Annotated in this window: 14 protein-coding genes; 5 read left to right on the top strand and 9 right to left on the bottom strand. The window is 75.2% G+C overall.

Going from position 1 to position 13,359, the window contains the following annotated elements:
* Nucleotides 1-30: 30 nt before the first annotated feature.
* The 4 genes from J3R08_RS14790 to J3R08_RS14775 are packed head-to-tail and all read right to left on the bottom strand — an operon-like array spanning nucleotide 31 to nucleotide 6,043.
* Nucleotides 31-1,254 carry a dolichyl-phosphate beta-glucosyltransferase gene (locus tag J3R08_RS14790; protein ID WP_209961646.1) on the bottom strand — a complete coding sequence of 408 codons (1,224 nt, stop codon included), beginning with the start codon at nucleotides 1,252-1,254 and terminating at the stop codon, nucleotides 31-33.
* A gap of 3 nt (nucleotides 1,255-1,257) precedes the next feature.
* Nucleotides 1,258-3,741, bottom strand: a complete 2,484-nt coding sequence (locus tag J3R08_RS14785; RefSeq protein WP_209961644.1) for a glycosyltransferase family 39 protein — start codon at nucleotides 3,739-3,741, stop codon at nucleotides 1,258-1,260.
* A gap of 45 nt (nucleotides 3,742-3,786) precedes the next feature.
* Complete coding sequence (locus J3R08_RS14780) at nucleotides 3,787-5,319, bottom strand: cell wall metabolism sensor histidine kinase WalK (RefSeq protein WP_069089844.1); 1,533 nt, start codon at nucleotides 5,317-5,319, stop codon at nucleotides 3,787-3,789.
* Entirely contained in the window at nucleotides 5,297-6,043 is a 747-nt protein-coding gene (locus J3R08_RS14775) for a response regulator transcription factor (protein WP_064446159.1), read from the bottom strand. The genes J3R08_RS14780 and J3R08_RS14775 overlap by 23 nt, the downstream gene beginning before the upstream one ends.
* 137 nt (nucleotides 6,044-6,180) lie before the next feature.
* On the opposite strand from J3R08_RS14775, the gene J3R08_RS14770 reads away from it, so the two are divergent.
* Together J3R08_RS14770 and J3R08_RS14765 are read left to right on the top strand one after the other, a co-directional pair.
* Nucleotides 6,181-7,074: an SDR family oxidoreductase gene (locus J3R08_RS14770; RefSeq protein ID WP_064446160.1), complete on the top strand. Its 894-nt coding sequence runs from the start codon at nucleotides 6,181-6,183 to the stop codon at nucleotides 7,072-7,074.
* On the top strand, nucleotides 7,071-7,868 hold the full coding sequence (locus J3R08_RS14765; RefSeq protein WP_064446161.1) for an alpha/beta fold hydrolase: 798 nt from the start codon (nucleotides 7,071-7,073) through the stop codon (nucleotides 7,866-7,868). The genes J3R08_RS14770 and J3R08_RS14765 overlap by 4 nt, the downstream gene beginning before the upstream one ends.
* A gap of 3 nt (nucleotides 7,869-7,871) precedes the next feature.
* Here J3R08_RS14765 and J3R08_RS14760 read toward each other — a convergent pair whose 3' ends face one another.
* On the bottom strand, nucleotides 7,872-8,096 hold the full coding sequence (locus J3R08_RS14760) for a hypothetical protein (protein WP_043324550.1): 225 nt from the start codon (nucleotides 8,094-8,096) through the stop codon (nucleotides 7,872-7,874).
* Between the two features lie 130 nt (nucleotides 8,097-8,226).
* Between J3R08_RS14760 and J3R08_RS14755 the strand changes: the two genes are divergently transcribed.
* Together J3R08_RS14755 and J3R08_RS14750 are read left to right on the top strand one after the other, a co-directional pair.
* Nucleotides 8,227-9,177, top strand: a complete 951-nt coding sequence (locus J3R08_RS14755; RefSeq protein ID WP_064446162.1) for a serine/threonine-protein kinase — start codon at nucleotides 8,227-8,229, stop codon at nucleotides 9,175-9,177.
* 80 nt (nucleotides 9,178-9,257) lie between these two features.
* The gene (locus J3R08_RS14750; RefSeq protein ID WP_013285994.1) at nucleotides 9,258-9,686 is read left to right on the top strand and encodes an OsmC family protein; all 429 of its coding nucleotides are present in this window, start codon (nucleotides 9,258-9,260) and stop codon (nucleotides 9,684-9,686) included.
* A gap of 4 nt (nucleotides 9,687-9,690) precedes the next feature.
* On the opposite strand, the gene J3R08_RS14745 is transcribed toward J3R08_RS14750, so the two are convergent.
* Nucleotides 9,691-10,641, bottom strand: a complete 951-nt coding sequence (locus J3R08_RS14745) for an endonuclease/exonuclease/phosphatase family protein (RefSeq protein WP_209961642.1) — start codon at nucleotides 10,639-10,641, stop codon at nucleotides 9,691-9,693.
* A 352-nt stretch (nucleotides 10,642-10,993) separates the two neighbouring features.
* Between J3R08_RS14745 and J3R08_RS14740 the strand changes: the two genes are divergently transcribed.
* Nucleotides 10,994-11,833: a hypothetical protein gene (locus tag J3R08_RS14740; RefSeq protein WP_181373787.1), complete on the top strand. Its 840-nt coding sequence runs from the start codon at nucleotides 10,994-10,996 to the stop codon at nucleotides 11,831-11,833.
* 10 nt (nucleotides 11,834-11,843) lie between these two features.
* Here the strand turns inward: J3R08_RS14740 and J3R08_RS14735 are convergent, their stop codons facing one another.
* The 3 genes from J3R08_RS14735 to J3R08_RS14725 all read right to left on the bottom strand — a co-directional run bounded on the left by J3R08_RS14735 (nucleotide 11,844) and on the right by J3R08_RS14725 (nucleotide 13,299).
* Nucleotides 11,844-12,317 (bottom strand): ATPase, encoded by a 474-nt coding sequence (locus J3R08_RS14735; protein ID WP_166456099.1) that lies wholly within the window; start codon nucleotides 12,315-12,317, stop codon nucleotides 11,844-11,846.
* A gap of 117 nt (nucleotides 12,318-12,434) precedes the next feature.
* Nucleotides 12,435-12,881: a response regulator gene (locus tag J3R08_RS14730; protein ID WP_030504307.1), complete on the bottom strand. Its 447-nt coding sequence runs from the start codon at nucleotides 12,879-12,881 to the stop codon at nucleotides 12,435-12,437.
* A gap of 70 nt (nucleotides 12,882-12,951) precedes the next feature.
* The gene (locus J3R08_RS14725) at nucleotides 12,952-13,299 is read right to left on the bottom strand and encodes an STAS domain-containing protein (protein ID WP_209961640.1); all 348 of its coding nucleotides are present in this window, start codon (nucleotides 13,297-13,299) and stop codon (nucleotides 12,952-12,954) included.
* Nucleotides 13,300-13,359: the final 60 nt, after the last annotated feature.

The raw sequence follows: 13,359 nt of genomic DNA, 5'->3' as shown, positions 1-13,359 counted from the left end.
CCTCATGATCGACGGGGTGTTCGGGGTGGGTCAGGGGCGGTGGTGCATGGCCAGGCGGAGCAGGAGGAAGCGCAGGGCTGTCGCGGCCAGGTTGGCCGCTACCAGCACCACCAGCTCCAGGCTGCGGCTCGGGCGTGTGGCGGCGTGCAGCAGGGCCAGTGAGCCGCTGGTCAGGGCCAGGCCCAGCGCGAACGCCAGCAGGCCCTGGAGGTGGTGGCGGCCGGCGTGCCGCCGGCCGCTGACCCCGAACGTGAGCCGCCGGTTGGCCGCCGTGTTCGCCACCGCCGTGAGCAGCAACGCCAGCAGGTTCGCCGGCTGCGCCCCGAGCGGTCCGCGGGCCAGCAGGAACAACAGCAGGTACGCGAGCGTGCTCGCCACGCCCACCGCGGCGAACCGGACGAGCTGGCGCGGTAGGCCGGCCGGCACACGCGCCGGCGGGGCCGGCAACGGTCCCCGGCCGAGCTGGGCGCGCAGCTGCGCCAGCGGCAGCGCCCCGGTGGCCAGCGCCCGGCCCAGCCGGCCGATGCCCCGCAGGTCGGCCAGCGCGGTGGCGACGATGTCGACGCGGCTGTCCGGGTCGTCCACCCAGTCCACCGGCACCTCGTGGATGCGCAGCCCGGCCCGCTGCGCCAGGACCAGCAGCTCGGTGTCGAAGAACCAGCCGGTGTCGCGTACCAGCGGCAGCAGCTCGGCCGCCACGTCGGCGCGGATCGCCTTGAACCCGCACTGGGCGTCGGAGAACCGCGCCGCGAGCGTGCCGCGCAGCAGCAGGTTGTAGCCGCGCGAGATCACCTCCCGCTTGGCGCCCCGGACCACCCGGCTGGTCCGCGCCAGCCGGGTGCCGATGGCCAGATCCGAGTGCCCGGAGATGAGCGGCGCGACAAGCGGCAGCAACGCGGCCAGGTCGGTGGACAGGTCCACGTCCATGTACGCGAGCACCGGCGCGGGCGAGGCCGACCACGCGGCGCGCAGCGCCCGCCCACGGCCCTTCTCGTCCAGGCGCAGCACCCCCACCTCGGGCAGCTCGTCGGCGAGCGCCCGGGCAACCTCCGGGGTGCCGTCCACGCTGGCGTTGTCGGCCACCGTGATCTGGAACGGGTACGGGAAGTGCGCGGTCAGGTGCGCGTGCAGCCGCCGGACGCAGGGGCCGAGGTCGGTCTCCTCGTTGTAGACCGGGACCACCACGTCCAGCACCGCGCTGCCGGCGGCGGGCCGGGCCCGCACGGCGGCCCGGGGCGCGTACGTGTCAGTCATCGCTCAGCCCTGCTTTCCGCTGCTCAGGTCGTACACGGTCACGCCGTCGACGGTGGTTGCGGTGAAGTTCTCGGCGACCCAGGCGGCGATCTCGGCCGAGGCGTTGCTGCCGCCGTTGGCCCGGAACCCGCCGCCGCCGAGGAAGTAGTGGATCCGCCCGTCGGCGACGTACCGCTGGAACTGGGCGAGCGTCGGCGACGGGTCGCTGCCGTTGAAGCCGCCGATCGGCATGACCGGCCGCCCGGTGGCCAGCTGGTAGCCGGAGGCGTTGTTCGAGCCGACCGTGGCGGCGACCCAGGTGTAGTCGTCGGCGTCGGCGGTGAGCAGCGCGGTCATCTCGGCGCTCGGCTCGCGGGCGTCGAGCAGCCCGCCCATGCCGCCGCCGCGCTGCCCCCGGCCGTCCGGTCCCGTGCCACCCTCCGGACCGGCGCCGCCGTCCTGACCGGTGCCGCCGTCCTGACCGGTGCCGCCGTCCTGACCGGTGCCGCCGGGCGCGCCCGGAGCCGAACCACCGCCCGGGAAGCCGGGGAATCCGCCGGCGTTCGCTCCGCCGCCCGGGCCAGTGCCGTCCGGACCCGTGCCGCTGGAGCCGGTGCCGTTCGGACCCGTGCCGCTGGAGCCGGTGCCGTTCGGGAAGCCCGGGAAGCCCGGGAACTGCCCGTTCCCGCCGCCTGGGCGACCGGGGAACTGCCCGTCCCCGCCGTCCGGCATCCGCCCGCCCGGGCCACCCGGGCCGCCGAAGCCCCCCGCTCCGGCCGGTCCGGCGCTCGGAATGGCGCCGCTGTGCGGGGTGGCAGCGGTCTGCATCGCGTATGCGGCCGGCCCGGCCAGCGCCACCGCGATCCCGGCGACGGACACCACCGGCACCAGCCACCGTACGACCCGCCCGGCAAACCCGCCCCGGTGCCCCGCCGCCACCCCCATGCCGGAGTTGACCAAGGAGTTTGCGTCAGCCTGAACGCCGTTCCCGGACACAAACTCCTTGATCAACGGGGTGGGCGGGGAGGCGGGAGAGGGCGGGGAGGCGGGAGAGGGCGGGACGGGCCGGCGGGGGCCGGTGGTGAGGAACGCCTGTGCGGCCAGGAGGACGGCTGCGGTCAGGCCCACTGCGAGCACCGTGGGGCGCAGCCAGGGGTACCAGTCGGGGGTGCGGCCGAGCAGGTGCCAGGACCACCAGGCGGTGACCGCCAGCGTGGCGGCCAGGACCAGCGTGGCGGCGAACCCACGCCACCGGGCCGCTGCGGCCGGGCCAGGTGCAGCCGAAGCAACGCCGGCACGGGCCCGCCACAGCGCTGTGACGCCGATGCCGACCAGCGCGCCGACAGCCGGAGCCAGGGCGACCGTGTAGTAGGCGTGGAAGATGCCGGACATGAAGCTGAAGATCACTCCGGTGACCAGCAGCCAGCCGCCCCAGAGCAGCAGACCGGCCCGGGTCCGGTCGGTACGCGGTGCCCGCCCGGCCAGCCACAGCCCGGCGACCAGCAGGATCAGCGCGGCCGGCAGCAGCCAGGAGATCTGCCCGCCGACCTCGGTGTCGAACATCCGCAGCAGCCCGGTCTGACCGGAGAACGGTCCACCGCCGCCGGGCCGTCCGCCGCCACCGCCGACGCTGCCCACCTCGTCGCCGGTGATCCGGCCCAGGCCGTTGTAGCCGAGCGTCAGCTCCAGGATGCTGTTGTTCTGCGAGCCGCCGACGTACGGGCGGGCGCTCGCCGGCACCAGTTCGACGATCGCCACCCACCAGCCGGCGGAGACGACCACGGCGAGCCCGGCCAGCAGGAGCTGGCGGATCCGCCGTCCGAGGCCGGTCGGCGCGGCCAGCAGGTAGACCACGGCGAAGACCGGGATCACCAGGAACGCCTGGAGCATCTTGGTGAGGAAGCCGAACCCGACGAGCACGCCGGTCAGCACGATCCACCGGGTGCTCGCCGTCTCGACCGCGCGCACCGTCGCGTACGCGGCGGCGACCAGCAGGAACACCAGCAGCGCGTCCGGGTTGTTGAACCGGAACATCAGCGTCGCCACCGGGGTGAGCGCGAGCACCGTCCCGGCGAGCAGTCCGGCGGCCGGGCCGTACCAGCGGCGGACCGTCGCGTACAGCACGCCGACCGAGGCGACGCCGAGCAGCGCCTGCGGCACCAGGATCGACCAGCTGCTCAAGCCGAAGATCCGCACCGAGAGCGCCATCAGCCAGAGCGAGGCCGGGGTCTTGTCCACCGTGATCGAGTTGGCCGCGTCGGACGAGCCGTAGAAGAACGCGGTCCAGTTCTGCGACCCGGCCTGCACGGCGGCCGAGTAGAAGGCGTTGGCCCAGCCGGAGGCGCCCAGACCCCACAGGTAGAGCAACGCGGTGGCGGCCAGCAGGCCGAGCAGCGCCGGGCGGGCCCAGCGGTCGGCGCGGGTCTCCTCCGGTACGGGCGCGGGGGCCGGCTCGGCGCCGGGTGGACCGGCCGTGGGCGGGGTCGGCAGGCTCTCGGTTCTGTCCATGCCGGCAAGCCTCGGAGCGTCCGCTGGCCCGCTGCCGTGAGTGACCTATGCGTCTGCTGTGGATCCGGGCAGCCAGACCGTGAACGCGGTGTGGCCGGGCCGGCTGACCACGTCGACCCGGCCGTGGTGGGCCTCCACCACGGCGGCGACGATGGCCAGGCCGAGGCCGGTGCTACCCTGCGCGCGGGAGCGGGAGCTGTCGCCGCGGGCGAAGCGCTCGAAGACCTCCGGCTGCAACTGTTCCGGGATGCCCGGTCCGTCGTCGGTGACGCGCAGCTCGACGCCGCCGGCGGCGGGCGCGAGCCGGACCGTGACGGTGGTGCCGGCCGGGGTGTGCACCCGCGCGTTGGCGAGCAGGTTCGCCAGCACCTGGTGCAGCCGGTGGGCGTCGCCGGTGACGGTGAGCGGCTCGTCGGGCAGGTCGAGCTGCCAGCGGTGGTCGGGGCCGGCGACGTGGGCGTCGCTCACCGCGTTCACCGCCGTGGCGGTCAGGTCGACCGGTTCGGCGGCGAGCGGGCGGCCGGAGTCCAGCCGGGCCAGCAGCAGCAGGTCGTCGACGAGGCTCGTCATCCGGGTGCTCTCCGACTCGACGCGGCGTAGCGCGTGCGCCACGTCGGGCGGGACCTCCTGTCGGCCCCGGCGGGCCACCTCGGCGTACCCCCGGATGGCCGCGAGGGGGGTGCGCAGCTCGTGGCTGGCGTCGGCGACGAACTGGCGTACCCGGGTCTCGCTGGCCTGCCGGGCGGAGAGCGCGGCGGCGACGTGGCCGAGCATCCGGTTGAGCGCGCCGCCGACCTGCCCGACCTCGGTGCGGGGGTCGGTGTCGGCGGCCGGGACCCGCACCGACAGGGCGACCTCACCGCGATCGAGCGGCAGTTCGGTGACCCGGGCGGCGGTGGCGGCGACCCGGTTGAGCGGGCGCAGCGTGACCCGGACGATGAGCAGACCGAGGGCGCCGGCGATGACCAGGCCCGCGCCGATCACCCCGGCCTGGGCGACGATCATCCACATGACGGTGTCGTCCACCTGGGCCGTCGGGATCGCGAGGACCAGGATGTCGCCGTCGCCGCGCGGCGACCACATCGCGACCGCCCGGTACTCGCCGCGGTCACCGACGACGACGGTACGCGGGCGTTCGCCGACGGGTACGCGGGCCAGCGCGGTCAGGTCGGCGGCGGGCACCTCCTCACTGTCACCGTTGCCGGAGCGGATCCGGCCGACGGGTTCGGCGGTGGCCGGCACCCGGACCGCGATCGAGCCTGGCGGGAAACCGCCCGGGGGCGCGGGCGCCACCTCGTCGGAGTCCGGCGGGGTGGGCCGCTGGTCCGGGCGCGGCGGATCCATGCCCCGCCGGGCCCAGCGTTCGAGGTCGTCCGGGCGGCGGTCGCCGAAAGTGAGCTGGTTGTCGATCTGGTTGATCAGGAAGTGCCGCAGCGCGACTGTGGTCAGGCCGCCGATGCCGAGGCTGACCAGCGCGAGCAGCGCCACCACGGAGAGCACGAGCCGGCGGCGCAGCGACCAGCCGGCCAGGCGGCGGCGCAGCCGGCCGCGGGCGTCACTCGGCGGGCTTGAGGACATAACCCGCCCCGCGCAGCGTGTGGATCATGGGCGCGCGGCCCGCGTCGATCTTCTTGCGCAGGTACGAGATGTACAGCTCGACCACGTTGGCCTGGCCGCCGAAGTCGTAGTTCCAGACCCGGTCGAGGATCTGCGCCTTGCTGAGCACGCGGCGCGGGTTGCGCATCAGGTAGCGCAGCAGCTCGAACTCGGTGGCGGTGAGCGTGATCAGGTCGTCGCCGCGGCGTACCTCGTGGCTGTCCTCGTCGAGGGTGAGGTCGCCGACGGTGAGCACCGCCTCCTGGCGGGCGGCGACCGCGAAGCCGGAGCGGCGCAGCAGCGCACGCAGCCGGGCGATGACCTCCTCCAGGCTGAACGGTTTGGTGACGTAGTCGTCGCCGCCGACGGTGAGCCCGGCGACGCGCTCCTCCACGGCGTCGCGGGCGGTCAGGAACAGCACCGGCACGCTCGGCGACTCCTCGCGCAGGCGACGCAGCACCTGGAAGCCGTCCAGGTCGGGCAGCATCACGTCGAGCACCACGGCGTCCGGGCGGAACTGGCGGGCGGTGCTGATCGCCGCCATCCCGTTGCCGGCGGTCGCGACCTGCCAGCCCTCGTACCGCAGGGCCATGGCGAGCAGATCGGTGAGCGTCGGCTCGTCGTCGACCACGAGCACCCGCACCGGCTCGCCGTCCGGTCGGTGCAGCTCGATGCGGCCCTGCGCGGCCTGCCCGTTCATGACCATGCCCCCATCGTGGGCGGACCCGCTGTCGCCGGGCTGTCCCGATCCTGTGTACCAGCTGTGCGCGCCGGCCGACTTCGAATCCGGGCAGGTCCGGCCGGGTCTTCCACACCCGGGCTACCCGGTGGTAACTTCCCGGCATGTCCATCGACGGTCGTTTTTCCGGCCGGTTGGCCGGCAAGGTGGTGCTGGTGACCGGCGCGGCCCGGGGCATCGGCGAGCACACCGCCCGCCTCGCCGCCGCACGCGGCGCGCGGTTGTCACTGGTCGGGCTGGAACCCGACCGGCTCGCCGCGCTCGCCGCCGAGCTGGGTCCCGGGCACGCCTGGTTCGCCGCCGACGTCACCGACCAGCAGGCGCTGGCCGAGGCGGTCGACGGTACCGTGGCGGCGCTGGGCGGGATCGACGCGGTGGTCGCGAACGCCGGGGTGGCCAACCGCGGCACGATCGCCGTCGGCGACGTCGAGGCGCTGGTGCGTACGGTCGAGGTCAACCTGATCGGGGTGATGCGCACCGCCGCCGCGACCGTGCCGGCGCTCGTCGACCGGGGCGGCTACCTGCTGATCGTGTCCTCGGCCGCGGCGTTCGCCGCGCTGCCCGGCATGGCCGCCTACTGCGCCTCCAAGGCAGGCGTCGAGCAGTTCGGCAACGCGATCCGCCTGGAGCTGGCGCACCGGGGCGTGGCGGTGGGCACCGCCCATCCGTCGTGGGTGGACACCGACCTGGTCCGCGAGGCGCGCGCCGACCTGCCGGCCTTCGAAACGGCGCTGACGAAGCTGCCGTGGCCGCTGCGGCGTACCACGACGGTGGCCGAGTGCGCCGAGGCGTTCGTCCGGGCGATCGAGCGGCGCAGCCGCCGGGTGTACGTGCCACGCGCCGTCGCCGGCGTGCAGGCCGTACGGTCGGTGCTGGTCAGTCCGCTGGCCGACCGGCTGGTGGGCCGCACCGCCCGGGCCACCGTGCCGCTGATCGAGGAACAGGCCCGCGCCTTGGGGCGGGGCTTCGGCCCCAGCACGCCGCAGGGACGGCCGTGACCGCGCCGGTGGAGGTCGTCTACGAGCGGCGCGGCGCCGGGCCCACGCTGGTGCTGCTGCACGGCATCGGTCACCACGGCGGCGCCTGGCGGCCGGTGCTGGACCGGCTCGCGCAGGCGCACGACGTGATAGCCGTCGACCTGCCGGGCTTCGGCCGCTCCCCGGTGCCCGCCACCGGGCTGCCCGCCGACATGCCCGGCCTGACCGCGGCCATGGTCGAGCTGTTCGCCGCGTTCGGGCTGGAGCGCCCGCACGTCGCGGGCAACAGCCTCGGCGGGGCGATCGCGCTGGAACTCGCCGCGCTCGGCGCGGTCTCCTCGGCCACCGCGCTGTCCCCGGCCGGGTTCTGCACCGCCCGCGAGCTGCGCTGGGCGCTGACCGTGCTCGCCCTGCACCGCAACGCGGCCCGGCTGCCCGAGCCGGTGCTGCGCCGCCTGTTCGCCGCGCCCGCGCTGCGGATGCTGGCGATGGGCATGATCCTGGCCCGGCCCAACCGGATGACCCTCGACGACGCGGTCGCCGACGCCCGCGCGCTGCGCCAGGCGCGGGCGTTCCGCGCCGTCGCGCGCGCCGGCCGGGGGTACGCCTACGCGGGCGCGCCGACGGTGCCGGTCACCGTGGCGTGGGGCACCCGGGACCGGATCCTGCCCTACCGGCAGGCGGCGCTGGCGCGTACCCGGCTGCCCGCCGCGCGGCACCTGGACCTGCCCGGCTGCGGCCACGTGCCGATGCACGACGATCCGGAGCTGGTCGCCTCGGTCATCCTCGGCACCACCGGCGTCCGGGCGGGCTGAGCCTCACTCGGTCGCGCCGAACGGGAACGTGTGCACGTACCGCATGGTCCAGCCGCCCGCCGCGGCGTGCTCGTCGCGTTCGTAGAGGTGGTCGGCCACCCCCTCGGCCGGCTCCTCGGGATGCCGCAGCACCCACCGGGGCGGTGGCCCGCCGTCCGGCCCCGCGGGCAGGTCCCGGGTCAGCTCGTCGGCCGGACCGCCGACGAACCGTACGCGCACCGAAGCCACCGCTGCCCTCCCTGTGTCGACCCCTCGCCGCGAAGCTACCCCGCCGGAATGGAAACCCCCGCCGGTTTGCACAGCTCCGGGGCCGGGTAGCGGGACCGGAGGGCACACCGGACGAGGCGAGGAGTGGGCGATGCGGACGCTGGGCGGGCGGTACGAGCTCGAACAGCGGGCCGGCCTGGGTGGCATGTCGGAGGTCTGGCGGGCGCACGACCGTGTGCTGGACCGGACCGTCGCGGTGAAGCTGATCTCGCCCCGGCTCGACGGCGAGGCCGGCTCGGTGGAGCGGATCCGGGCCGAGGCGCGCTCGGCGGCTCGCCTGGTGCACCCGAACGTCGCGAGCGTGCACGACTTCGGCACCGCCACGCTGCCCGACGGCCGGCCGGCGCCGTACATCGTGATGGAGCTGGCCGAGGGCGAGACGCTCGCCGCGCACCTGCGCGCGGGGCCGCTGGACTGGCGGATCGCGGCGCGGGTCTGCGCCGAGGTGTGCGCCGCGCTCGCGGCCGCGCACGCGCACGGCATCGTGCACCGGGACGTGAAGCCCGCGAACGTGATCCTCACCCCGTGCGGGGTGAAGGTGCTCGACTTCGGTATCGCCACCCCGGCCGGCGCGCCGGACCACACTCCGGACGGCGTGGTGGTGGGCACCCCCGCCTATCTGGCGCCGGAGCAGCTCGACCGGCAGCCCGCCACCCCGGCCGCCGACATGTACGCCCTCGGCGTGCTGCTCTACTACTGCCTCACCGGTCACCTGCCGTACGAGGCGGACAGCACCACCCGGCTGCTCGGGCCGGGGGGACGCCGGCCCGAGCCCCGGCCGCTGCCCGACGTTCCCGGGCTGCCGCCCGAGGTGGCCGACCTGTGCCGCAGCTGCCTCGACGCCGACCCGGCGGCCCGGCCGACCAGCCCGATGGCCGCGCTGCTGCTGGCCGAGGCGGTGGACGCCCGGGTGTACGTGCCGATGAGCGCGGTGCTGCCCCGCCAGCGCGCGGAGCAGGTCTCGCCGTGGACCAGCCGGGCGGCCGCCGAGGCCACCGAGGCGATGGCCGTCGATGCCGCGCCGAGCGGCCGGGTCGGCTGAGCGCTCCTACTGCCCACCCGGGCGCGGTTTCGCTGCTCGGGGTCCGGGAACGCGGTCCGGTGAGTGACGGGAGGAACGCGATGCCGGATCCGAGTTCCTGGCTGGCCGAGACGGCCACGGCGACCGCGGCGGGCGGTCACGTACGCACCGACGACGGCGGTCTCTCCTCCGCCCTGGCGTCCCCGCTGGCGCCGCACTGCACCGGTCTGACGCCGGAGCAGCTCCTGGCCGCGGCGTTCGCCTCCTGCCTGCACCACGCGGCGGTGGAGGCGGCCGGGGAGATCACCGACGAGGCGCACACCGTGCAGGTGACCGCAGAGGCGAAACTGGGCCGCGACGACGACGGCCGTTACCGGGCCGACGTGCACGCCGAGATCTCCTCGGCGGGACTGACCCGGGATCAGCTGGCCGACCTGGTCGCGTACGCCGACCGGCTCTGGCCGTTCTCCAGCGGCGACCCGAGCCGGCACCGGCTCACGGTGACCCCGGCGGAGAACGGCCGGCACTGAGCGCTCACCAGCGGAAGCCGGCGGTCACCGCGCGGTGGTCGCTGTCCGGGGTGTGCAGCACCCCGGCAGTGGTGGGGGTGAGTCCCCGGTAGAGGACGTGGTCCGGTCGGGTCACCGGTAGCTCCGCCGGCCAGGTGAAGCCGAATCCCTGCCCGGCCTCGGCCTGAGCGTCGCGCAGCAGCCGGGTCAGCGGGTCGAAGACCCGGTCGGTGATGGCGGTGTTCAGGTCGCCGAGCACCACCAGCCGCTCCGCCGGGTCGACGCGTACGGCGTCGGCCAGCGCGGCGACGGTCTGGTCCCGGGTGGCGGTGTGCCCGGCGCGCGCGGAGCCGAGGTGGACGACGTACACGGTCAGGTCGCCCCGGGGGGCGGCCACCACGGCGCGCAGCGCGCGGTCCCAGCCCAGCCCGGTGTCGATGCCGTGCGCCTCCCGGATCGGCCACCGGCTCCACAGCGCGACCGTCGACACCACCGCGCGGTGCGGGTACCGGCCGGCGAGGACCGGCGCCACCCGGTCGCCGTCGGCGACCTCCTGGAGCCCGATCAGGTCCGGTCCGTCGCCGGCGAGCGCGCCCACCGTGGCGGCCGGGTCGGGGTTGCCGACACGCAGGTTCTGGCTGGCCACCCGCACCGAGGCGCCCGCCGCGCCGGCCGCCGGGGGCAGCCACGCGCGCCCGTACAGGCCGGCCCAGACGAGCGCCGGCAGCAGCACCGCCAGCAGCGCCGGGCGGGAGCGGCGCAGCAGCGCCACGAGCGCGAGCACCGGTACGCCGAGGCCGAGCAGCGGAACGGCGCTGTCCAGCAGGCTGCCCAGCCCGTGCACGTTCGGCACCGCCCGATGGCCGGCGAGCAGCGCCGCGAGCAGCCCGGCGCAGGCGATGACGACGAGTCCGCGCCGCCTCCGGCGGCCGGACGGCTCTCCGGGGCCACGCTCGTCGGCCTTCTGCTCGGTCACCGTCGGAATCGTAACGAGCGCCCGGGTCACCGTGCCGGGGCCTCGCCATGATCCACAGCGGTCGCCGCCATCCGGGGCGGTCGATGCTTCCGGTCGGCGGGCCGCCGCGCCGGGCGGGCCGCTCGACCAGCCTGCCCTCCTCCGAACGGTGGAGGGCGGCGCGTGGCCCGGGTTGCTCGTGCTCGCGTCCGCTTTCCCGGCCTTAAACCGACATGAGGCATGTTCCGGGTACGCGAGGTTCGCTTGTTTGGTGATCGGCCGAGTGAATTGTCGGCCGCGAATCCGGCAGATTGTGGCGCATGCCACCAATCACCCCGATGGCAACGGGCCGGAAGCTCTCTAGCCTCGGCGGGTGCCTCCCGACCACCCCTCCCACCAGCCGCTGCGCGCCAACCGCCCGGTTCGCCGAACGATTGACCCGGCATCAGCCGAACGGAGAGTGGGGCGTCACCGCGCCCCGGAGCCGCCCCGGCGCGGCCCGGCCCGCTCCGTACCGGGCCGGATCGCCGTCGCCACCGGCGTCACCTGCTGCCTCGGCCTGATCGGCGTCGCCGGCGTCGGCGAGACCGGCCCCGCGCGGCTGGACGTACGCGAGGCGGTCGCCGACCGGGCCGCCGCCGAGCAGCGGGCCTCCCGCGACTTCAGCCGCCTAGCGCCACCAGCCGCCGCCGCGCCGGTCCTGCCGGCCCCGGCCGTCACGCCGAGCCCGTCCGCGTCGACGAAGAAGCCGCCGCGCAAGCCCGCCCGCCCGAAGAACCCGCGGCCGGTCGCCGGGCTGGACCAGCGGCAGATGAACAACGCGAAGATCATCGTGGACGTGGGGCGGGACATGGGCATGCCGCGCCGGGCACTCGTCGTGGCGGTGGCCACCGCGATGCAGGAGAGCAACCTCTACAACCTGGCCAGCGACGTGCTCCCGGAGTCCTTCGACCACCCGCACCAGGGCAGCGGCTCCGACCACGACTCGGTCGGGCTGTTCCAGCAGCGCCCCAGCAGCGGCTGGGGCACCGTCGCCCAGCTCATGCGACCCTCGTACGCGGCCCGCGCCTTCTACACCGCCCTGCGCGAGGTGCCCGGCTGGGCGGACATGAGCGTCACCGCCGCCGCCCAGGCGGTGCAGGTGTCCGCGTACCCGGACGCGTACGCCCGGCACGAGGACCGGGCCGCGACGATCGTGGCGGCGCTGACCTGACCCCGACCGGTCAGGCGGCGCCGGGCCGCACGCCCGCGGCGGCGGTCGGGGTGTCCACCGGCACCCGCTCGCCGTGCGCGCCGGCCAGGATCTCGTCCACCCGGGACTCGCGGCGACGCCGTGCCAGCAGGGCCGCCTCGAACTCGCGGCGGGCCCGCAGAGCGTCGGCGTAGGCCTCCTCCCGCAACCGGCGGGCCTCCTCGCGGGCGGCCTCCAGCTCGGCGCGGGCGGTGGCCAGCAGCTCGGCGGCCTCCCGCTCGGCCGGCGACGGGCGGGCCGCCTCCGGGCCCTCGACCGGCGCGGTCCGCCGGTGGAGGAAGTCGCACAGGTGCAGGGCGTCGGACCGGATCTGATCCCACTCCCGGCCGGCCCCGGCGGCGCCCTCCGCCCGCGCCGCCAGCCGCCCCAGCCGCAGGCTCAGCTCGTCGAGGCAGGAATCCACCTGACGCCTGTCGTATCCGGTCTCCACCACCGAGAACCTCATGCGTCGCCCCCCAGGCAGCCGGTGTTCGTCCCCACTGCCGATCCTGCGGGCCGGTCGCTCACGGGCGGGGCCGTTCCCACAAAATGTTCAGGATGCGGAGGCCCGGACTTCCCGCACCTACTGGTGCTTCGGGAGCACGACCACCCGGCCGAAGAACTCGTCGATGCGGCGTACCACGTCGTTGAAGTCGTCCAGGTCGATCGGCTTGGTCACGTACGCGTTGGCCTGCAACGTGTAGCTGCTGACCACGTCGGTGTCGGCGTTGGAGGTGGTCAGCACCACGATCGGGATGGTCCGCAGGCTCTCGTCGCCCTTGACCTCGCCCAGCACCTGCCGCCCGTCCATCCGGGGCATGTTCAGGTCCAGCAGGATCACGTCCGGACGCTGCGCCTCGGCGTGCCGGCCCTCGCGCCGGAGGAACTCCATCGCCTCCTGACCGTCGGCGACCACGTCGATGACCTTGTCGACGTCGGAGTCGGCGAGCGCCTCCTCGATCATCAGGACGTCACCCGGATCGTCGTCCACCACCAGGATGCGAACCGGGCTCGGGCTGCTCTGACCCATCGTCTTACCTGCTTGTCTCGAGGAGGGCGGCCGGCCGCACGGCCGGTTGCTGGCGGGGAAATGTACCGGATCAGGAGGCGGCCGGCGCGGCCGGGTCGACGGTGCCACGGGCGTACCGGAGCACCTCGGCCAGCCCGGTCACCTGCAGCACCCGGGCCACCCGGCCGGTCGCCCCGGTCAGGCGCAGCCAGCCGCCGTCGGCGGCGACGAGATTGTCCCCGCGCACGAAGGCGGCGATGCCGGTGGAGTCGCAGAAAGTCAGCTCGGCGAGGTCGAGCAGCAGCTCGCGTTGTCCCTCGGCGATCAGCCGGTCGATCGCCGAGTTCAGCTCGGGGGCCGTGCCCAGGTCGAGCTCACCGGCGAGCCGGAGGCAGACGCCGCCCCCGTCCCGCTGGGCGTACGTGACGGTGAACGTCACCCTGGCCCCCCTCGCTCCCCACCACAGGCGAACGCTTGCAGTAGTGCAAGTATATGGGAC

The sequence above is a fragment of the Micromonospora sp. HB375 genome, from assembly GCF_017872985.1.
Taxonomy (GTDB): domain Bacteria; phylum Actinomycetota; class Actinomycetes; order Mycobacteriales; family Micromonosporaceae; genus Micromonospora; species Micromonospora chalcea.
Note: the sequence above shows the minus strand (reverse complement) of the source record. Positions and strands in the feature narration are given on the sequence as shown.